Origin of the sequence: Geminocystis herdmanii PCC 6308 (assembly GCF_000332235.1) — a bacterium.
Classification (GTDB): domain Bacteria; phylum Cyanobacteriota; class Cyanobacteriia; order Cyanobacteriales; family Cyanobacteriaceae; genus Geminocystis; species Geminocystis herdmanii.
The window spans coordinates 1941468-1963475 of record NZ_CM001775.1 but is presented as its reverse complement, the minus strand read 5'-3'; the positions used below and the strand labels follow the sequence as shown (position 1 = coordinate 1963475).

Genomic DNA, 22008 nt, shown 5'->3' with positions numbered 1-22008 from the left:
TTAATAAGATAAAAGACTAAATATAATGGCGTAATTCCTAATAGTTGGTTATTGTTTAACTGTAAAATGTCGTTTTTTCTACATTGTATATTTTAAATTGTAGAATAAAATTGAGTGAACTAAGGTACGATCGTAAAACGGCACTGCACGATCGAAATTAGGAAAAAGAGAAAAAAGTCAGCTCAAAGAGCGAAGGAATAAAAGAGGAAAACCTTTTTTAAGCTGACATTTACTAATATAAAGTAATGATTTGACTTTTCTGTGACGTAGATATGAAAAGTTGATGAAGAAAAATAAAATTTCTACATTGCTAATTTTAAGCCTTACCTATAAACAAAATCAGGAGAATGGGGGGTATTTAATAACACTTTACTTAATTGAGAATGTATATAACCGTTAGTAGCTAAGATTCTACCACTATAAAGGTCAAAGTTACTCTCATCATAAGCGGTAATTTTGCCTCCTGCTTCTTGGAGAATGACAACTCCTGCTAATAAATCCCAAGGTTTTAAACCTCTTTCCCAATAACCTTCTAATCTTCCTCCTGCAACATGACACAAATCTAGGGATGCACTACCTCCCCTTCTCACTCCTTGAGTTAAATGGGTAAGATAACAAAATTCTGCATAATTATTATCTTCTACTTCTGTACGATCGTACGCAAAACCTGTTACCAAAAGGCTATCTTTTAATTTATCAATGGTGGAAACCTGAATAAGTTGATGATTAAGAGTTGCACCTAAACCGAGTGCACCACTCCATAACTCATTTTGCATGGGGTTATAAACAACTCCTACGGTGGGAATGCCTGACACTAATAAACCAATGGAAACGGCGGCTTGGGGATAACCATGAGCATAATTTGTTGTACCATCAAGGGGATCAATTACCCATAAATATTCGCTGTCAGCATTGCCCAAAATTCCTGATTCTTCCGCTAGAATACCATGTTCTGGAAAGTGTCGATCGATCACGGCTAAGATTTCTTCTTCAGCTTGTTGATCTACTTGTGTAATCAAGTCTCCTGCTTTACCTTTTTCTCTGATATGGAGTTGTTTTCCCCAATAAGATTGTAGGATATTTCCTCCAGCTTGGGCGGCTAACAGGGCAACATCAAGAAGTTTTGGGATTTCTATTTGATAAGTCATAAATGAAAAATTGACATTATTTGAGTTAATTAGTTAATTGTGATTACCAAATGGTTTTAATTTCAGTGTAAGAATTAAAAACAGAATCTTTACTAATAATAGTAATATTTTTTTCTATAGCTTGAGCAATAATTAGTCTATCAAAAGGATCTTTATGATGCAATGGCAAAGTAGTAATTATATTCAAATGAGATAAAGATATAGGCAAAATTTCTATGTCATTAATCTTTATTTGTTCGCTAATAAATTCGTGATAATTTTTAGGTAAAGTTAATTTATTAATACTCACTTTAATAGCTATTTCCCATAAACTGGCAATACTTAATAATAAATCAACATCAGATTCTAATAAATTAAATAAATGTTCGGGTATTTCGTCACTTTCATTAACAAACCAAAGAAAAGTGTGAGTATCTAACAAAAATTGCATTACATATACTCCGTAAATTCGGTTAATGGTTCATCAAAATCTGCACTCATTGTAATTAAACCTTTTGCATTACCACGAGTACGACGTTTTTTAGTAGATTGATTAATTCTGGTTAATTTATATATTGGTTTATCATTTTTAGTGATAATTAATTCCTCTATTTTTTCAGTTAATTCTTCCAAAATTTTAGGATTATCTTCTATTTTTTTTAGTTCTATTTGCATTGTTATATTCGACTCCGTATATTTTGAGAGGGGAAATAAACATCTAAATTATCAATCAATTTATCTACAAAAGCTAGTTTTTCGGACTCCATTTTGTCTAATTTTTTGACTATTCTTTGTTTTAATTCTATTTTTGTCATTGATAAACCTCTATGAAAAAACTTTTATCTATTCATTTTTTATTCGCCAAATTCCTTTTTCCATGATACGAGCATAATCTTGACTATTGAGTAAAACTCGATCGTGCTTACCATCGGTATAATTTAAGTTAGCGATGCCATAACCTTGTTTGAGTAATTCTTGATTTACCATTCGATCGAGATACCATACATAACCATTAAGACGATTATATTTATCTTTAACTTGTAAATCGGTTTCGATGATAACCGTTGCGGAATTAAGAGGGGTAAAAAAATCCTTTAAAAATTGTTTTCCCTCCTCAGAGATTTTTGGTTGATTGCGAGGAATTTCTAACCCTGATAACCTCAAGGTATAAGATTTATTCTCAATGATAACCTCAAGGGTTTGGGCGCTAACTATTCTTTTAACTTTTGCTTCTATACCCTTGATGCTAGGGTTATTCTGACATCCCGTCATCACTAAAAGCAATGATAAAAGAATACTGAATAAACCCACTAATTTTAAATTATTAAATAGCTTAATCTTCCTCAATGGGGAAGCCAAAACGAACTTTTCCTTTCCCAAAATAACGCCCAAATTGTAACTCATAAACCTCATCTTCATCTTGGGTTTCTACTACTAAGTTCGATCGAGGGTATGATACACACAGTAAAGCATAACCTTGCCTTTGTAAATCGGGAGATAATCCCATCGCTTCCGGTTGATATACTTCACCTTGAACAACCTTTACAGCACAAGTCGTACAAGCACCATTACGACAAGAAAAAGGCGGTTCAACTTCTTGATGTTCTGCTGTATTTAAAATGTATCTATCTTCGGGTACAATAACCGTTTCAGTGGTATTCTTTTGTCGGTTATGAATAGTTACTTGATATGTTTTAACCATTACTCATTAATAATTGCGGAGTTTTTCATTTATTATAACAATCTTCTTCTCCCCTATTTTCTCGATCGAAAAATAAACCAGTTTTAATTTTAAAAAATAATTTACAATTCGTTACACTTCGGGTAAAATCTGCACAGAGTAAAATTTTTTACCGATCTATTTTTAAAAATAATATATATAGGGAAATTTGCGTCATGGCAAAAAAAAGTATTGCAAGTTTAACAAAATCTGATTTAGAAGGAAAAAGAGTCTTAGTGCGGGTGGATTTTAACGTACCTATGGATAACGGACAAATTACCGATGATACCCGTATTAAAGCCGCTTTACCCACCATCAACCATTTAACCGCTAACGGTGCTAAAGTTTTATTATGTAGCCACATGGGTCGTCCTAAAGGTCAAGTTAAAGAAAGTTTACGTTTAACTCCCGTTGCGACTCGTCTTTCTGAATTATTAGGCAAAACCGTAGTTAAATTTGATGATTGTATTGGGGATACTGTCACTACTGGCGTTAATGCTTTAGCTAATGGTGATGTTGCTTTATTAGAAAACCTCCGTTTCTACAACGAAGAAGAAGCTAACGACGCTGAATTTGCCCAAAAATTAGCTAGTAACGCTGATTTATACGTTAATGATGCTTTTGGTACTGCTCACCGCGCCCATGCTTCCACTGAAGGCGTAACTCATTATTTATCTCCCTCTGTTGCTGGATTTTTGATCGAAAAAGAATTAGAATTCTTACAAAGTGCGATCGAAGCTCCCAAACGTCCTTTAGTGGCGATCGTTGGCGGTTCAAAAGTATCCAGTAAAATTGGAGTTATCGAAACCCTCCTCGAAAAATGTGATAAATTAATCATCGGCGGTGGTATGATTTTCACCTTCTACAAAGCGCGTGGTTTAAGTGTCGGTAAATCCTTAGTCGAAGAAGATAAATTAGACTTAGCCAAAGCCTTAGAAATTAAAGCCAAAGAAAAAGGCGTAGAATTTTTATTACCCACCGATGTTATCTTAGCGGATAATTTTGCCCCAGATGCAAACACTCAAACCGTTGATATTAATAGTATTCCTGATGGTTGGATGGGCTTAGATATTGGACCAGATTCCGTGAAAACCTTCCAAACTGCTTTAGCTGATTGTAAAACTGTAATCTGGAATGGTCCTATGGGAGTATTTGAGTTTGAAAAATTCGCTCAAGGTACAGAGGCGATCGCACATACTTTAGCAGAATTAACAGGTAAAGGTGCAATTACCATTATCGGTGGAGGAGACTCCGTTGCCGCCGTTGAAAAAGTTGGTGTAGCGGAAAAAATGAGCCATATTTCCACTGGAGGGGGCGCAAGTTTAGAGTTACTCGAAGGTAAAGTATTACCCGGTATCGCCGCTTTAGACGACTAATAATCATTATTATTTTATGTAAGGTGGGGTGTCCATCGCCCTACCATCAAGGATTATAAAAATAATTGTTTTGCCTAACTTCTATCTTTGTCAAAAAAAAATTAGTAAATCGACACGTTACAATATCACCTCAGTTCGATGTAAGAATGTTTGATAAGGGCAGGTTTCAGGTGTAATTTTCAGAAGATTATATAATTCGATCAAAGAATTGAAGATAAAAAAATCAATTAGGATATATTTTTTGTCAATTCTTTAACCCTTTCCGATACCCTTTCCGCAACCTTTACAGCACCAAAAATTTTATGGTTCACTCAGGTAATGCTTTAGGATTGCTATAATTAATAATTCTTGACAAAACAAAAATAAAATTATACATTTTCGTTATCTTGTCTATAATGGAAATTAAAGAATTTAAAAGTAGTAAAAAATATCTTTATTTCAAGATACTATCCCTTTAAATTCGTTAAAAATTTTAACCATTTAGGCGTACAAATTATGGACGGTAATATCAATACTTTAACAGCCCTTGAACAGTTAATTAATAGTGTAAAAAAAGCTCAAAAAGAGTATGGAAAATTTAGTCAAGAACAGGTCGATCGAATTTTTAAACGTGCTGCTCTAGCCGCCAACTCAGCCCGAATCCCTTTAGCAAAATTAGCTTGTGCAGAAACAGGGATGGGAATTGTTGAAGATAAAGTTATTAAAAATCATTTTGCTTCTGAGATTATTTACAACAAATATCGAGACGAAAAAACTTGCGGAGTGATCGAAAAAGATGAATGTTATGGACTCGAAAAAATCGCCGAACCTTTAGGAGTCATTGCGGGAATTATCCCCACGACTAACCCCACCTCTACCGCTATTTTTAAAACCCTTTTAGCCTTAAAAACTCGCAATGCGATTATTTTATCTCCCCATCCAAGGGCGCAAAAATGCACCGTAGAAGCGGCTAAAATTGTCCGAGATGCAGCCATCGCCGCAGGAGCACCCGAAAATATCATCGGTTGGATTGATGAACCAACCCTCGAACTCTCTCAAGCCTTGATGCAACATCCCGAAATTAAGCTCATTTTAGCCACAGGAGGACCCGGAATGGTAAAAGCCGCCTATTCTTCAGGTCATCCATCTTTAGGGGTTGGGGCTGGAAACACCCCTGCCGTTATTGAGCAAAGTGCTGATATTAAAATGGCAGTATCTTCGATTATGCTGAGTAAAACCTTTGATAATGGCATGATTTGTGCCTCTGAGCAATCAGTTATCGTCGAAAATGTTATTTATGACCAGTTTAAGACAGAATTTGAGCTACGGGGAGCTTATTTCACTTCTGCGGAAGAAACCCAGAAATTACGAGAAATTATCCTTAAAAATGGTAGAATCAATGCTGATATAGTGGGGCAACCCGTGACTAAAATTGCAGAAATAGCAGGATTCACCCTCAACCCTGAGAGTAAAGTTATTATTGCTGAGGTGGAAAACATCGGATTTGATGAGCCTTTATCCTATGAAAAATTATCTCCCATTTTAGCGATGTATCGAGCGGAGAACTTTGAAAACGCCACAGAAAAGGCGGCTAGGTTAGTTGAATTTGGCGGAAAAGGTCATACTTCTTGTATTTATATTAGCCCTGAAAAACATGATTTAATTGAATACTTTGAACAAAGAATGGAAACCAGTCGAGTATTAGTTAATACTCCTTCCTCTCAAGGTGCGATCGGAGATTTATATAATTTCCGTCTTGATCCTTCCTTAACTTTAGGTTGTGGTAGTTGGGGAGGTAACTCTATCAGTGGCAATGTGGGAATACAACATTTACTCAACATTAAGACTATCACAGAACGCCGAGAAAATATGCTCTGGTTTCGTGTTCCTCCGAAGGTTTACTTCAAATATGGTTGTTTACCCGTTGCTTTAGGGGATTTAAAAAACAAACATCGTGCTTTTATCGTCACTGACAAACCTCTCTATGATTTGGGGGTGACGGTAAAAATTGAAAATGTTTTAGAGCAAATGGGGCTTAAATATGATGTATTTTATGATGTTGAGCCTGATCCTTCTTTAAGTACTGTTAATCGAGGATTAGCAGTTTTAAATAAGTTTAACCCAGATGTGATCATTGCCATCGGGGGAGGATCACCCATGGATGCGGCGAAGGTAATGTGGTTAATGTATGAGCATCCCGACATCGAATTTGAGGGCATTGCCACTCGTTTTATGGATATTCGCAAACGGGTTTATGATTTGCCTGAATTGGGTACAAAAGCGATTATGGTAGCCATACCTACTACATCAGGCACTGGCTCAGAAGTGACACCCTTTGCGGTTGTAACTGATGACGTGACTGGGATGAAATATCCTCTGGCTGATTATGCCTTAACCCCTAATATGGCGATCGTCGATCCAGAATTAGTGTTAAATATGCCGAAAAGTTTAACCGCTTTTGGGGGTGTTGATGCTTTAACCCATGCTTTAGAGGCTTATGTGTCTATCTACTCCACGGAGTTTACCAGTGGTTTGGCATTAAAATCGATCGGACTTTTATTTGACTATTTACCTAGGGCTTATCATAACGGAGCTAAAGACGTTAAGGCTAGGGAAAAAGTCCATTACGCCGCTACGATTGCGGGGATGGCTTTTGCCAATGCTTTTTTAGGAATTTGTCATTCTCTAGCTCACAAACTGGGTTCGAGTTTTCATGTGCCTCACGGGTTAGCAAATGCGTTGATGATTTCCCATGTTATTCGTTACAATGCGACGGATGCACCCTTTAAACAGGCGATTTTTCCTCAATACAAATATCCTAATGCTAAATTCCGTTATGCTCAAATTGCGGACTATTTACACTTAGGAGGCACAACGGATGATGAGAAGGTAGAGAAACTGGTGGAAGCGGTGGAAAACTTGAAAAAAGAGTTAAATATCCCCCTTACCATTCGAGAAGTGTTATCTATTGATGATCAAAAATTCTATGATGAGATGGAAAGTTTAGCAGAACAAGCCTTCGATGATCAATGTACTGGGACTAATCCTCGTTATCCCTTAATCAAGGATATGAAAGAGTTATACATCATGGCTTATCGTGGGTTTAGCCTAGAGTCTCAATTTTATCATCAATCTTCCGAGGCAGTAACCGCAAATTAAGTTAATTTTTTCCCCTTAAAAATGTTGGGGTGTTAGGGAATTAGGGAATTGGGGTATTAGGGTATTAGGGTATTAGGGTATTAGGGTATTAGGGTATTAGGGTATTAGGGAGTTAGGGAATTAGGGGGATTTTTACTTAGGGTTTGCTGAATAAATCAGAAAGCTATTAAAATCAACGGTTTAGATATAATACATTAGTGAAAAAGTGCGCCGTTTTGAGGATTTTTATTCAAAAATTCGACACTTTTGACCTTATTTTTTTTTAATACAACTATACTTGTTCTATCTATCAACAGCATCAAAACCTTGATGTTTCAGTATTTATCCTATCTCCTGTCTCCTGACTCTTCTCTCCTATCCTCATCAAAATACTTTTTCAGCAAACCCTAATTAGACATTAACAAACAAACTCGATAGAATCATTTTACTCGAATACTTATGAAAAACCATTGTAAATCTCAATATTTGAAGATATGATGATTAAGTAAAGGAAAAATGTTAACTGTCATCGAAATTTATGGATACCAAATTAATTAACATCGGTTTTGGCAATATTGTAACAGGAAATCGAGTTATCGCTATTGTTAGCCCAGAATCCGCTCCTATTAAACGTCTTATTGCTGACGCTAAAGAGAAAGGACAGTTAATCGATGCAACCTACGGTAGAAGAACTAGAGCAGTAATAATAACAGACTCCAATCATGTTGTACTGTCAGCTATTCAACCAGAAACGGTGGCTAATCGTTTTATTAGTAATGTTGATAAATAATATAAATGTTTAGTACTTATCTACTGATAAACATAGTCTTTTGCTGAAAATGAGATTTTAGGAAAATGTTTATTACTCTGAATTTTAAACTCGTGGGATAATAAAAATAATTAATTATTGATCACAAATTCTTCTAGGTACTCAAAATTAATTTTTTTAGATTCTAAATTTTACCACTAGCCTATTATTATTCATTTTACGGAAAAGCGATCGCCATGAAATTTTCCCGACGCAATTTTTTACAAACTATCGGTATTAGTCTCACTTCTTGGGGCGTTTTGGGGGATAATATCTTCTTTAACGGTGATGCCTATGGTGCAAATCTGCCTAATTCTCGTAAGTTAGCTTTACTGGTGGGCATTAATCAGTATTCTGAGGGCAAAAATTTAAAGGGATGCGTGACAGATACTGAGTTACAAAAACAGTTACTTATTCATCGTTTTGGTTTCTTACCTTCTGATATTATTACTTTACTCGATCGAAACGCTACTAGAGAAAATATTTTAGAGACTTTTCAACAGCATTTAATTCAACAAGCCCAAAATAATGATATTGTTATTTTTCACTTTAGCGGTTATGGGCGTAGGGTAAAGTTAAATCGGGATGAATCTTCATGGCAAAATAGTTTAATTACTTACGATAGTATCAAAGCTAAAGATAATTTTGTTGATGATATTTTACTAGATACAATTATTAAATTATCCCAGTCTTTAAAGACTAATAAATATACTTTTATTCTTGATACCAGTTTTGTTTCTTTCCCTGAATTTTTGACTAATGAATTTTCTCTACGTTGTTACCCATCATCCCATGATTTTGTTATTAGTCCTCAAGAATTAGAATTGAATCAACAACTATTAAAAAATAACTCGAAAATTACTTTATTAAAAAATAATAATCCTTCCTCTGGTTTTATTTTATCCCCTTCTTTAGATTCGATCGCCATTGAAATTAATAGTTTAAATTTTCATGTGGGATTATTCACCTATGCTTTAACTCAATCCCTATGGCAAAATAATCCTCAAACTGATAACTTAACCTTAATGAAAAAGGTTGCTTTTGAGGTTGCTTTAGCTAGTGGAAATGGGGAAAAAGTGTTCTTTCCTTCTAATAGTCAAAACGAAAAATATATCTATAATTTATCTTTAGAAAAAACTAACAAAGGAGATGCAATTATAACTAATTTTAGTGATCCTAATTTAGTCGAATTTGACTTAGTAGGATTACCTCTATTAGTTTTATATAATTATGGTTTAAATTCTTATTTTACTGGTATTGTTAATGATGAAAAAGTTATTGTTATTCAACTTAATTATTTACAAGGAAACAAGGCTAAAGGTATTTTAATTAATAGTCCTAAAAATTTGATTAGTAAAGGTTTAATTTTACAAGAATCCGTGCGAATAATCGATCGAAATACTGGATTAAATGTCGGCTTAAATAATAGTTTAGAAAAAATAGAAAGAGTCGATGCTACCAGTGCATTAAGTGCCGTGAATAACATAGAATCAGTTATTAATTTAGGAGATAATTTCGCTGATTGTATTTTTGGAAAATTCATTAATAATAATAACTCGATCGAAGGTTATGGTTTATTTTCCAGTGCTGGAATTTTATTCCCCAATACCGCCCCAAAAATAGCCAATGAAGCCGTCTCCTCCGCCGTCAAACGTTTAACTCCAGCCTTTAAAATTGCCTTAGCAGAAAAATTATTAAATCTTACTCTGAATCAATCTTCCTCCTCTTTATCTCTAAATATTAACCTTAAAATTAACCATAATAATCAAACATATATTCACTCCCAACAAACAACCCAAAGTCAACATCAAAAAATCCTCACTTCTTCCTTACAATCTCCTAAAAATCAAGATAACTTATTAATATCTATTCCTTTCGGAAGTCAGTTAACTATTACCATAGACAATGAAAATGATCATAATTTATACTATATTTTATTTGGCATTAATTCTTCTCGTCAAGGAGTAATTTATTTTCCCTCTAATGCCCAAATGATTCAAGGAAAAAATACTATTTCTTTTCCTGAAAATACGGGTAATTTAAAATGGTTATTTGATGCAGAAAAAGCCCTAGGAAAATTGATTTTAATTTGCTCAAAATCCCCATTTAATCAAACGTTAAGCCAATTAAATAAAATCTCAGAAATAACTCCAGAGAATGAGCAAATAATTTCTTTAGAAAATCCTGTTGTCATTGCTAAAGCTATCCTAGAAGATTTACATTTAGGTAGTAATATTACCAGTAATTTAGTTAATAATTTAAGTGATGTTTATGCCTTAGATTTAAACCATTGGGCTACATTTAATTTTCTTTATGAAATAATTGATATTTAAGTATCTACATTGAATTTATAAGATACTAATGGAGGTAAATTTTCACCCAAAGACGCAAAGACGTAAAAAAAGCTAAGTCTTATTATCAAAATTTTGATTAAATTAAAATCATGACTTACTCAATAATAAGCGAGGGAAAAATTTTTCACCCCTAAAACTAAATACGTTTAGATGATAAATTCTGATTAAATCATCTAAAAAAATAATCCCTAATTTGATATAATTACTCTTTAAAACGTTACAACGATCGAATTTAATTATGATTAACAACTCTAAATTAGCTCAAGCCTTCGCTACAAAAAAAGCCATCAAAGTCATTAGCGGATTAAATAATTTCGATGTCAATAATGTGAAAGCGGTTTGTCAATCCGCAGAAATTGGTGGTGCTACTTTTGTCGATATTGCTGCCGATGTCAATTTAATTAAAACCGTCAAGCAATTAATTAATATTCCTGTGTGTGTATCTGCCGTTGACGCTCAATTATTATCAAAAGCTGTTATCGCTGGGGCAGATTTAGTAGAAATCGGTAACTTTGATAGTTTTTATAGTCAAGGTATTACTTTTTCCGCTCAAGATGTCTTAGCTTTAACCCGTGAAACCCGTGCATTATTACCTAACATCACTCTTTCTGTAACTGTACCCCACATTTTACCATTAGATGAGCAAGTAGAATTAGCTCAAGCCCTCGTTATCGCTGGTGCGGATATTATTCAAACGGAAGGAGGCACAAGCTCAAATCCTCATCATAGCGGTATTTTAGGCTTAATTGAAAAAGCCTCCCCTACTTTAGCCGCCGCTTATGCTATTTCTCGTGCGGTGGAAATTCCTGTTATGTGTGCTTCTGGCTTATCTGATGTTACTGCACCTATGGCCATGGCATCAGGAGCTAGTGGTATTGGTGTAGGTTCAGCGATTAATAAACTTAATGATCAAGTAGCAATGATTGCCGTAGTGCGTAGTTTAGTAGAAGCCTTAAATTCTGCCGTGAAAGTTGCTGTGTAAAAACCTCGACTTTTCAGTATTTCTCCTGTCTCCTGTCTCCTAACTCCTACCACCATCAAAAAACTTTTTCAGCAACCCCTACTTATAATCAATAATTTCTCAAAATATTTGATGAAATACTTACTTTTTCTTTTAACTATTTTTAATAGCTTTTTTTTGAATTTTAATCACCATCAAAAGCTATTAGCTGACACCGTAATTAATAAGCAAAAATGTGGTAATAATTTAGAAGATTTAGCCAATTCTTTAGTTAAAGATATTCCTGATTATGCCAATAGAGTTATTCAAAGAAATCGTATTTATTCTCACCCTTTAGATTTTTTCCCTTTCTCGGTTATAACTGCTAGTAAACCTGATTTAGAGCCTTTACCCTTAAATCAAACTCAATATAAAAGTATCCTCAAAAATGCTGACGAAAATCAAGTTAAACAAGTATTTTTTACCACTTTAGAAAGACAATACTCTAGTCAAAATCGCATTATTGAAACTCAAAATTTTCATTGGTTAATGTTGACAAATACTCCTCAAGGTTGGCAAATGATTATGTTATTAACAACATTAGGTTATCCTGATCATATCGGTAATCAAAACTTTATTTCTTCTCCTCCCCGTGACAATAGTGACGGCGTTATTGCTCAAAGTGTAAAGTTATGGTTAAGAGATTGTAAATATAATTAACAATTGAAAATAATTATTTCTATTTTAGGTGATAAAATAATCGAAATATTATAAGTAATAATGCTTAAATTACCTTTTATTTTATTCTTCTATTAATTCGATCGAACCCTTATCTATAAACAATTATCAGGTTTATAAACTCTCGGAAAATATCGATTAGATGTCCCTTAATTTTACTTAACAAAACCTGTTAAAATACTTAATAGAAAAACAGAAAATAATAAGTTATTCTAAATAGTATCAGTATTAAGAGGTATAAATACTATGAATACTATTTCTCATTCTCATCATCAACACCAAAAAGCAATAAATTGGTCTGCTATTATTTTATTCGCCTTAGGATTTTGGTTAAGCGGTAGTTTTTTATTAGACTTTGTGCTAATTCCCGCCCTTTTCGCTAGTGGTATGATGACTGACGGCAGTTTCGCAAGTGCCGGATTTCTGATTTTTGGCATCTTTAACCGTATTGAATTAATTTGTGCATCTTTAGTGTTAACCTGTGCATTTGTGTTTGCTTTTAACCATAATTTTGACAGCAAAAAACAAACTTTATTCGTGACATTTTCCAGCTTATTATTATTAATTGCTTTATCCTATACTTATCTATTTATCCCCAATATGAGCGCATGGGGATTGTGTTTAAATCAATAGCGATCGACAAATTTCAGCATGGTTAAGGGGTTTACTTACTGTAGCCTATGCTGATGGACATTTTGATCCTGAAGAACAAGAATTGATTGCTAGTTTAACCCAAGATGAACTAATTCCCCATACTGATTTAGGAGAATTGGAAACCATTACCCCTCAAGAGTTAGCAGAAACTTTGGGGGATAGTCTTTCTATTAAAGAAGATTTCTTGCGTACTGCTGTAATGATGGCAATTTCTAATGGCGTATATAGTCAATCAGAAGCCGACATAATTCATGAATTTCAGACAGCATTAGGATTAGATTTAGAGGCTTTAAAATCCTTAGAAGCAACATTATGGCATCCCGAAGAGGAAAAAACAGGTAAAGCCAAACATCCCGACGTATTAAAACCTGTAAAAAATTGGTTAGATGGTATGGATGTAAAAGATGCGAGAGTAGCCCGTTTTCTGTGTAAAATGATACCGTCTCAGTGTCCTTTTGAACGAGATATTACACTATTCGGCAAAAAAATTGTTCACATACCGCCCATGTGTGAGTTAAACCCATTATATGAGCAAATGGTTGGTTTAAGATTTCGATCGCTTTCTTACCTCGCCGATGACTGCAAAGAAGATGTGACTCCTTATATCTAGGAATGGGCAGAAACCCATAGGTTATAACATTAAAATATTCTGTATAAGCTGATGTTATCTTGCATTTTTTCTAGTAAGAAAAACTTTGAAACTCTTAACAGTGAATTACCTTCACCAGTAAACTTAGATGTGTCTAGTTTATTTACTTGAGTTGAGTCTAGTGGTGCATTGACGCTAGTGGAAATGTAAATATGTCATCTCTTATCTATCACTACTTAGCTCAAATTATGCCCTCGCCCAGTATCTATATGAAATTTTCTTCTATTTTAGTTGTTGATGATGAGCCTGATAATTTTGATGTCATTGAAACATTTTTAAGTAATGAAAATTATTCTTTACATTACGCTTCTAATGGTTATGAAGCCATCGCAACTTTAGATGATGTACAACCGGATTTAATTCTCTTAGATGTGATGATGCCAGAATTAGACGGGATTGAGGTGTGCCGACAAATAAAAAACAGGGCAAGATGGAAGGTAATACCAATTATTATGGTGACAGCTTTAAACTCGAAGGAGGATTTAGCTAATTGTTTAGAATCGGGTGCCGATGATTTTATCGGTAAACCCGTTAACAGCATGGAGTTAAGGGCTAGGGTAAAATCGATGTTAAGAATGAAAACTCAATATGATGAAATTCAAAAGTTTTCTACTTTGCAAAGAAACACCATCAATACATTAGCCAAAAACATGGATGAATTAACAGGAAATATCGCTGTTAGTTTATCCCATGAGTTAAATACTCCTTTAAATGGTATTGTCGGTATCTTACAAATTATCAAGACTGATTTTGATAAGTTTGATCATGATGAAATGTCAGAGTTACTGGAATTGGCTCAATTTTCCGCTAATCGATTAGTTAATTTAACAAACAGGTTTCTTTTATATCTACAATTAGAATTATCGGGAACAAATAATTTATCTGTATTTCCGCAAGAAAGCCTTTTTTCTCTACCGATTGTGGAATTGATGGTGAGAAGATGCGCTAAAAATTACGATCGTACGGAGGACATAATTTTTGACATTGAAGAAGCGGAAATTGCCATTAGTGAAAACTACTTATTAACTGTGTTATCGGAGTTGGTTGACAATGCTTTAAAATTTTCCAAAAAAGGTTCACCAATAACAGTTTCCAGTCATATTAAAAATAATATGATGTATATTTCTATTCACAATATAGGAAAAGGTATGACACCAGAACAAATTTCTAAAATCGGTACTTTCATTCAATTTGAAAGAGATACTTATAGTCAACAAGGAGTTGGCATTGGTTTAAAACTGGTGAAAATAATTGCTCAAGTTGTCAAGGGTTTTGTCAATATTAGTAGTGTTTATGGGCAGAATATAAAAGTAACAGTGGGTTTACCCATTTTTTCTAGGGATGAAAATGTAGGTTCGTAGTAAGGGCTTTAGCCCTTTTGTCTCAATTATTAATTAGTGGCTAAAGCCACCACTACAAACTTTTAGCAACTTGATTGATGAGGTGAAAATCCATGTTAAACTACGTTCCCCTGACGATCGAAGAATTAAAATCTGGTATTATTCGTCATCCCCTCACGGTATCTCCTCAAACTACGGTAAGAGAAGCGATCGAGCTAATGAGTGGCATTCATTCTAGTTGTGATACATCCTATGATCAAGATAGGAATAAAAAATCCCTAGAAATCGAAGCTCGATGCCAAGGGCAAGCAGTGCGCACGAGTTGTGTGATTGTAGTTGAAGAAGAAAAAGTAATTGGTATTTTAACAGAAAGGGATATTGTTCGTTTAAGTATCGAGAATCCATCACTGGATCATATCACGGTGGAGGAAGTAATGATTTCCCCTGTGATTACTTTTGCTGAAAGTCAATTCACCGATTTATTTTGGACGATTAATTTACTTTATCAATATAAAATTCGTCATCTCCCCATTTTAGATGATCACGATCGATTAACGGGCTTAGTTACCCATGAAAGTTTAAGACAACTATCTCGCCCCATTGACTTATTAAAGTTACGACAAGTCAAAGAAGTAATGATTCATCAGGTTATCTGTGCCGATGAAAAAGCATCTTTGATGGAAATTGCCCGAAAAATGACTCTCCATCGAGTAAGTTGTATTATTATTACAGGAAAAAGGGAGACAGAAGGGCAAATTCAAGAATTACCCGTTGGTATTGTCAGTGAGCGAGATTTAGTACAATTTCAAGCATTACATCTGGATTTTAAGAGCTATCAAGCTGGAGATGTCATGAGTTGCCCTCTAATAACCGTAGATTTAGATGAATCTTTGTTGACAGTTCAACATTTGATGGAAAAACATTTGATTCGTCGTTTATTAGTTACGGGGGATAAAGGGAAGATTGTGGGTATTGTGACTCAAACTAATATCTTACAAGCTCTCAATCCTCTCGAAATTTATAACATGGCAACCATGTTAGAGCAACGGGTGAAAGAATTAGAATTAGAAAAATATGCCCTCTTACATAACCGCAATCGAGAGTTAGAAGAAACCGTTAAAATAAAAACCAAAGAATTAAAAAATAAAGCCAAGAGAGAAAAATTAATCGCCGAAATTGGTAATCGTATTCGAGTCTCTCTCCATCTTGAGGAAATTTTAAATACTTGTGTCGATGAATTACGCGCTTTTTCTGGGTGCGATCGAGTTTTAGTCTATCAGTTTAATCCCGATTGGAGTGGGGTTATTGTGGCTGAATCCGTTAATGAAAAATTTTTGAAAGCTAAAGGAAATAAAGTTGAAGATGCCTGTTTTCAAGAATATGTAGCTAGTAAAGCAAAATACAACACCGATGAAGCTATCGCCATTGAGAATATTTACACGGCAGATTATCCAGATTGTTATATAGAATTTGTCGAACAATATCAGATCAAATCTAACTTAATTATACCGATTCGCTTACAAGAGCAATTATGGGGACTTTTAATTGGGCATCAATGTCAAGATTTTCGACAATGGCAGGAAGAAGATATTTCCCTCTTTCAAGAAATAACCGTTAATTTAGCCATCGCCATACAACAGTCTATTAACTATCACAACCTCGAAAATGAATTAGAAGAAAGACAAAAAGCCGAAGCCTTAGTTAAAGAGAGTGAAAGTCGTTTTCGTCAATTAGCAGAAAATATCGAGCAAATTTTTTATTTAACGGATTTGAAACAAGGAAAAATACTCTATATTAGTCCTACTTACGAGCATATTTGGGGAAAATCCTGTCAAAGTTTATATGATAATCCTCGATCGTACATGGAGAGTGTGCATCCCGAAGATCAAAACCTTGTGATTCAAGCCTACGAAAGTCAAAAATTAGGGCAACAAACCACCGTTGAATATCGCATTGTTCGCCCTGATGGTGAAATTCGCTGGATTTTAGATCGTAACTTTCTCGTTAAAAATTCAGGGGTTAATAATGTGCGAGTTTGCGGCATTGCCGAAGATATTACGGAAGGGAAATTAAACGAGATAGAATTAATTAAATCTCAAAAACAAATAGAAATAACGAGCTTCCGTTTGAAAGAAGCCCAAAGAATAGCGAAATTAGGACATTGGGAATATAATCACCCTGAAGATAGTCTTTATTGGTCAAAACAGTGTTTTTCTATTTTCGGTGTTTCTACTTTAAACTTTACTCCTTCATACAAAAGTTTTTTAGAATTGATACATCCTAACGATCGAGCCTTTGTTAATGAGAACTATGAGAGTCATGTCAATAATCAAACTGATTATAATATTTGTCATCGCATTATTCTTCCTGATGGTCAAGTTAAATATGTTCAAGAGCAATGCGAAACAGATTACAACGAAGATGGTAAACCTTTAATTTCCAGAGGTACAGTACAAGACATCACCAAATTAAAAGAAGCAGAATTAAAACTAGCTAAATTAAATTACGAATTAGAAATTAAAGTAGCCCAGCGTACCCATGAACTATGGAGAATCAATCATCTACAAAAAATGATTCTTGATAGTACCGACTATTCCATTATTTCCACTGACTGTAATGGTTTTATTCAAACCTTTAACTTTGGGGCAGAAAAAATGTTGGGTTATAAAGCCGAAGAAGTTGTCGGGAAAGCCACTCCTTTATTATTCGTGGATTTAGAAGAAGCCCAAGCCCTTGCTGTGCAATTATCTCAAGAGTTAGGGCGAGAAATTCCCCCCGATATTACTGTTTTTACTATTAAATCAAGGTTAGGTATGGTTAACGAGTTTACCATTACCAATATTAAAAAAGATGGTACTCGTTTTCCCATCTTGATGGTGGTTAATCCTTTGAAAAATGAAAAAGAAGAAATTATTGGTTTTTTGGGCATTGGTAAAGATATTACGAAGGAAGAAGAAGCACGGATATATCGTGAAAAAGCAGAAAAAGCCCTACGAGATAGTGAATTTCGTTTTCGGCGCATTTTTGAATCGAATATTGTAGGCTTTATGTTTACCGATTTTAGTGGCACAATTACTGAAGCTAACGATCGATTTTTAGAGATGTTAGGCTATACCAAAGCAGAATTAGAAGCAGGAATGCTTAATTGGGCAACCCTGACACCCCCTGAATATCATCAACAAGACTTAGATTGTATTGAATATCTGAAAATTCATCGCACGATCGAACCTTGGGAAAAAGCCTATTATCATAAAGACGGGCATTTAGTCTTCGTGTTACTTGGGGTGGCGTTAATGATGGAAGATGATACATCTGTTTGTGTCATTATGGATATAAGCGATCGGAAAGAAATAGAAAGAAAATTAGAAGAATCTCAACATTTTTTACAAACTCTTTTAGATACATTACCCGTGTGTGTGGTATGGAAAGATCGAGAATCTAATTTTCTCGGTTGTAATCGTACCTTAGCTCGTTTAATGAATATCCCCGATACCGTTAATATTAGTGATACAAGTCAAATAAACTTATCTTTTACCTCAGAAGAATTAGCGAAATGTCGTCAAGATGATGTTGAAGTCATCACTTCTGGAAAACCTAAATTATTTATCGAACAAACTCTGACTTTACCTAATGGTGAGGTGATGTGGGTAGAAACCAACAAAACTCCCCTCAAAAATAATCAAGGAAAAATTGTCGGTTTAGTGGGTATTTTTTATGATATTACCCAAAAAAGACGGGATGAAATGGAAAAACAAAAAATATTACAAGAATTATCCGCCTTTAAACAAGGTTTAGATCAATCCGCCATCGTTGCCATTACCGACAGCAAGGGAATAATTACCTATGTTAACGATCGATTTTTAACTCTTTCAGGCTATAGTCGAGAAGAATTAATCGGCAATACCCATAGAATACTTAATTCTGGTTATCATTCTCGTGGTTTCTTTAAAAATCTCTGGGAAATCATCGAAAAAGGAGAGATTTGGCGAGGAGAAATTTGTAATCGCAATAAATCAGGAGGTTTTTATTGGGTAGAAAGTACGATCGTCCCTTTTTTAGATCAAGAAGGTAATCCCTTTCAATATCTCACAATTCGCTTTGATATTACCGATCGAAAACTAGGAGAAATCAGAATCCACAAAGAAAACACCTTCCGACAACAAATTCTTGAGCAAATGGGAGACGGGTTATGCGTTTGTTACGAAATTAATGAGCATCCCTTTGTCCGTTTTACCGTGTGGAATGCCAGAATGGAAATAATTACTGGTTATAGCCTTGAAGAAATAAACACCTTGGGTTGGTATCAAAGTTTATATCCGAATCCAGAAATTCAGGCTCAAGCCATAGCAAGAATGAGCAGAATGCGTCAAGGAGATAATATCATCACCGAAGAATGGGAAATTCACACCAAATATGGCGATAAACGCACCATTACTATTTCTACTTCCGTTTTACCCAAAGAAGATAACACTCATATTACTTTTGTTCTTGGGGTTATTCAAGACATTACAGAAAGAAAAGCTAAAGAAAAAGAAAATATAGTTTTAAAAGAACGGTTAGAATTTGTATTATCGTCTAGCCCGGCAATTATTTATAGTTGTGAAGTTAATCCCCCTAACTATCCTCTCAAATTTATTAGTCAAAATGTAAAAACCATTGTCAATTATGACTCAGAAGACTTTTTGTCAGGGTTGTTTTTATGGCATGACTTTATCCATCCTGAAGATTATGAAATTTTCAGAGAAGAAATGGCAGAAGAACTTTTTACTAATAATCATTTTCGTATTGAATACCGCTTTTTGACAGGAGATGATAAATATATTTGGGTACAAGATGAGATGATGCTGTGGCGTGATGCTGACGGTAATCCTACGGAAATTGTCGGTTATGTTGCCAATGTTAACGATCGAAAACAAGCCCAAATACAATTAAAGAACAAAACCAAAGAAATCGATCGATTTTTCTCCCTCGCCATTGACTTACTATCTATTGCTAATCTGAATGGTTACTTTATCAGAGTAAATAAAGAATGGGAAAAAGTTTTAGGTTATCCCGTTAAACAAATAGAAGGCTCAAGATTTTTAGACTATATTCATCCTGACGATTTACCCTCTACCCTAGAAGCAATCAACTACCTGAAAATAGAAGGAGAAATTGCTTCTTTCATCAATCGTTATCGTTGTGCAGACGGTAGTTATCGTTGGTTAGAATGGCGGGCGGTAACTACTGAGAATAATTATATCTACTCCGCCGTCAGAGACATTACCGACAGAAGAAAAAATGAACAGGAAAAATCCGCTTTAATTAACACCATTCAAAGAAATAACGACTTACTCTCTACCATGACTAGAGCAGAATCTCAGTTTATTACTGCCGAGAATCGCTTAATTATTTTTGAACAACTACTTACGGATTTATTAGACTTAACCCATAGTGAATACGGTTTTATTGGAGAAGTACTATTTCGAGAAGACGGTAGTGCCGTGATGGAAGAAAACTTCTTAAAAATTAAGGGAATACCCTATTTACAAACTCATAGTGTCACTAATATGGCATGGAATGAAGAAACTCAGAAATACTATGAAGATAATTATGAGCAAGGTATGGAGTTTACGAATATGAATACCCTGTTTGGTGCTGTAATTATGACAGGAAAACCCGTTATTGCCAATAATCCTAGCACTGATTCTCGCCGTGGTGGTACACCCGAAGGACATCCTCCCTTAAACGCTTTTTTAGGCTTACCTTTTTTCAGTGGTGATAATTTAATCGGCATTGTCGGTATTGCCAATACCCCCGGCGGTTATGATCAATGTACGATCGAATATTTACAACCGTTTTTGATGACTTGTAGTATTTTAATTGAAGGTTATCGCCTCGATCGACGGAAGAAATTAACGGAAGAGCAACTATTTCAGAGTAATCAAGAGTTAATCAGAGCTAATCGCCTCAAAGACGAATTTTTGGCTAATATGAGCCACGAATTGCGCACTCCTCTTAACGCCATTTTAGGCATGGCAGAAGGTTTAAGCGAACAGGTATTTGGTGACATTAACGAAAGACAACTGAAAGCCTTAAAGACGATCGATCGTAGTGGAACGCATTTACTAGAATTAATCAATGATATTCTCGACTTAGCCAAAATCGAAGCCGAACACCTAGAGTTACAGTTAAGCAGTGTTTCCTTGAAAAGTCTATGTGAATCTAGTTTAACCTTTGTTAAACAACTAGCTTTGAAAAAGAGAATACAATTAAAAACTGAACTTCCCCTTAATCTACCTTGTCTGACGATTGATGAAAGGAGAATCCGACAAGTATTAATTAATTTGCTCAACAATGCCGTTAAATTCACCACGGAAGGAGGCAACATCACCATTAAAGTTACCCATCATTTCCCCCCAGAGAAACCTGATTTTGTCACCCAAATTTTTGAAAATCCCGAAAACATCCCCCACAACGATATTTATATCTCCATTATCGATACAGGTATAGGTATCCCCCCCAATAAAATTAAGACTTTATTCGAGCCTTTTGTGCAAGTCGATAGTGCTTTAAATCGTCAATATTCAGGCACAGGCTTAGGGTTAGCTTTAGTAAAAAGAATTGTCGAATTACATGGAGGATATATGATTCTCAGTAGCAAACTAGGCACGGGGAGTTGTTTTACTATTGCTTTACCTTATACCCCTTCTGTTTCCATTCCATCAACAGATAATAACCAAGAAACAACAGCCCCTAATAATGCTCAAACTCCCCTTAAAGAAGCCTTAATTTTACTGGTGGAGGATAACGAGGCGAATATTAGTACTATTTCCAGTTATTTAAAAGCTAAGGGTTATCGTTTAATTATCGCCCAAAATGGTCAAGATGCCATTACTTTAGCTCGATCGGAAAAACCAGATATAATTTTAATGGATATTCAAATGCCCAAAATGAGCGGTTTAGAAGCCATTGAAAGGATACGCCAAAATCCCGAAAGTGTTGATATACCTATTATTGCCCTAACTGCCCTAGCTATGGAGCACGATCGAGAAAAATGTTTACAAATTGGAGCAAATGAGTATTTAACCAAGCCATTGAAACTCAAAGAATTAGTAGCTAAAATTCAGGAATTGTTAACTAGGGGATTAGGGAATTAGGGGATTAGGGGATTAGGGGATTAGGGAATTAGGGGATTAGGGAGAA

General features: G+C 34.8%; 15 protein-coding genes. 10 read left to right on the top strand and 5 right to left on the bottom strand.

What is annotated here, in order from left to right; translation table 11 throughout:
* Nucleotides 1–323 precede the first annotated feature (323 nt).
* The 5 genes from SYN6308_RS09820 to SYN6308_RS09795 all read right to left on the bottom strand — a co-directional run bounded on the left by SYN6308_RS09820 (nt 324) and on the right by SYN6308_RS09795 (nt 2829).
* On the bottom strand, nt 324–1148 hold the full coding sequence (locus SYN6308_RS09820) for an inositol monophosphatase family protein (RefSeq protein WP_017294269.1): 825 nt from the start codon (nt 1146–1148) through the stop codon (nt 324–326).
* A gap of 43 nt (nt 1149–1191) precedes the next feature.
* A complete protein-coding gene (locus tag SYN6308_RS09815) occupies nt 1192–1578 on the bottom strand; it encodes a type II toxin-antitoxin system VapC family toxin (RefSeq protein ID WP_017294268.1) in 387 nt (128 codons plus the stop codon).
* A complete protein-coding gene (locus tag SYN6308_RS09810; RefSeq protein WP_017294267.1) occupies nt 1578–1802 on the bottom strand; it encodes a type II toxin-antitoxin system Phd/YefM family antitoxin in 225 nt (74 codons plus the stop codon). The genes SYN6308_RS09815 and SYN6308_RS09810 overlap by 1 nt, the downstream gene beginning before the upstream one ends.
* Before the next feature lie 168 nt (nt 1803–1970).
* Entirely contained in the window at nt 1971–2486 is a 516-nt protein-coding gene (locus tag SYN6308_RS09800; RefSeq protein ID WP_237741280.1) for a thermonuclease family protein, read from the bottom strand.
* Nucleotides 2461–2829, bottom strand: a complete 369-nt coding sequence (locus SYN6308_RS09795; RefSeq protein WP_017294264.1) for a 2Fe-2S iron-sulfur cluster-binding protein — start codon at nt 2827–2829, stop codon at nt 2461–2463. Before SYN6308_RS09795 ends, SYN6308_RS09800 begins: the two co-directional genes overlap by 26 nt.
* A gap of 194 nt (nt 2830–3023) precedes the next feature.
* Between SYN6308_RS09795 and SYN6308_RS09790 the strand changes: the two genes are divergently transcribed.
* The 10 genes from SYN6308_RS09790 (at nt 3024) to SYN6308_RS25140 (ending at nt 21962) form a co-directional block, all read left to right on the top strand.
* Nucleotides 3024–4223, top strand: coding sequence for a phosphoglycerate kinase (locus SYN6308_RS09790; RefSeq protein WP_017294263.1), 1200 nt, complete (start codon nt 3024–3026; stop codon nt 4221–4223).
* 495 nt (nt 4224–4718) lie between these two features.
* Entirely contained in the window at nt 4719–7361 is a 2643-nt protein-coding gene (gene adhE, locus SYN6308_RS09785) for a bifunctional acetaldehyde-CoA/alcohol dehydrogenase (RefSeq protein WP_017294262.1), read from the top strand.
* Nucleotides 7362–7878: 517 nt separating this feature from the next.
* Entirely contained in the window at nt 7879–8130 is a 252-nt protein-coding gene (gene remA, locus SYN6308_RS09780) for an extracellular matrix/biofilm regulator RemA (protein ID WP_017294261.1), read from the top strand.
* A 215-nt stretch (nt 8131–8345) separates the two neighbouring features.
* Nucleotides 8346–10481 carry a caspase family protein gene (locus tag SYN6308_RS09775; RefSeq protein WP_017294260.1) on the top strand — a complete coding sequence of 712 codons (2136 nt, stop codon included), beginning with the start codon at nt 8346–8348 and terminating at the stop codon, nt 10479–10481.
* 259 nt (nt 10482–10740) lie between these two features.
* Complete coding sequence (locus SYN6308_RS09770) at nt 10741–11484, top strand: DUF561 domain-containing protein (RefSeq protein WP_017294259.1); 744 nt, start codon at nt 10741–10743, stop codon at nt 11482–11484.
* A 111-nt stretch (nt 11485–11595) separates the two neighbouring features.
* Nucleotides 11596–12162: a hypothetical protein gene (locus tag SYN6308_RS09765; RefSeq protein WP_017294258.1), complete on the top strand. Its 567-nt coding sequence runs from the start codon at nt 11596–11598 to the stop codon at nt 12160–12162.
* A 264-nt stretch (nt 12163–12426) separates the two neighbouring features.
* A complete protein-coding gene (locus SYN6308_RS22235) occupies nt 12427–12813 on the top strand; it encodes a hypothetical protein (protein WP_017294257.1) in 387 nt (128 codons plus the stop codon).
* Complete coding sequence (locus SYN6308_RS09755; protein ID WP_026102008.1) at nt 12806–13444, top strand: Mo-dependent nitrogenase C-terminal domain-containing protein; 639 nt, start codon at nt 12806–12808, stop codon at nt 13442–13444. The genes SYN6308_RS22235 and SYN6308_RS09755 overlap by 8 nt, the downstream gene beginning before the upstream one ends.
* Before the next feature lie 191 nt (nt 13445–13635).
* The gene (locus SYN6308_RS09750) at nt 13636–14844 is read left to right on the top strand and encodes a hybrid sensor histidine kinase/response regulator (protein WP_237741279.1); all 1209 of its coding nucleotides are present in this window, start codon (nt 13636–13638) and stop codon (nt 14842–14844) included.
* 92 nt (nt 14845–14936) lie between these two features.
* Entirely contained in the window at nt 14937–21962 is a 7026-nt protein-coding gene (locus tag SYN6308_RS25140; protein ID WP_017294254.1) for a PAS domain S-box protein, read from the top strand.
* The last annotated feature ends 46 nt before the right edge of the window (nt 21963–22008 follow it).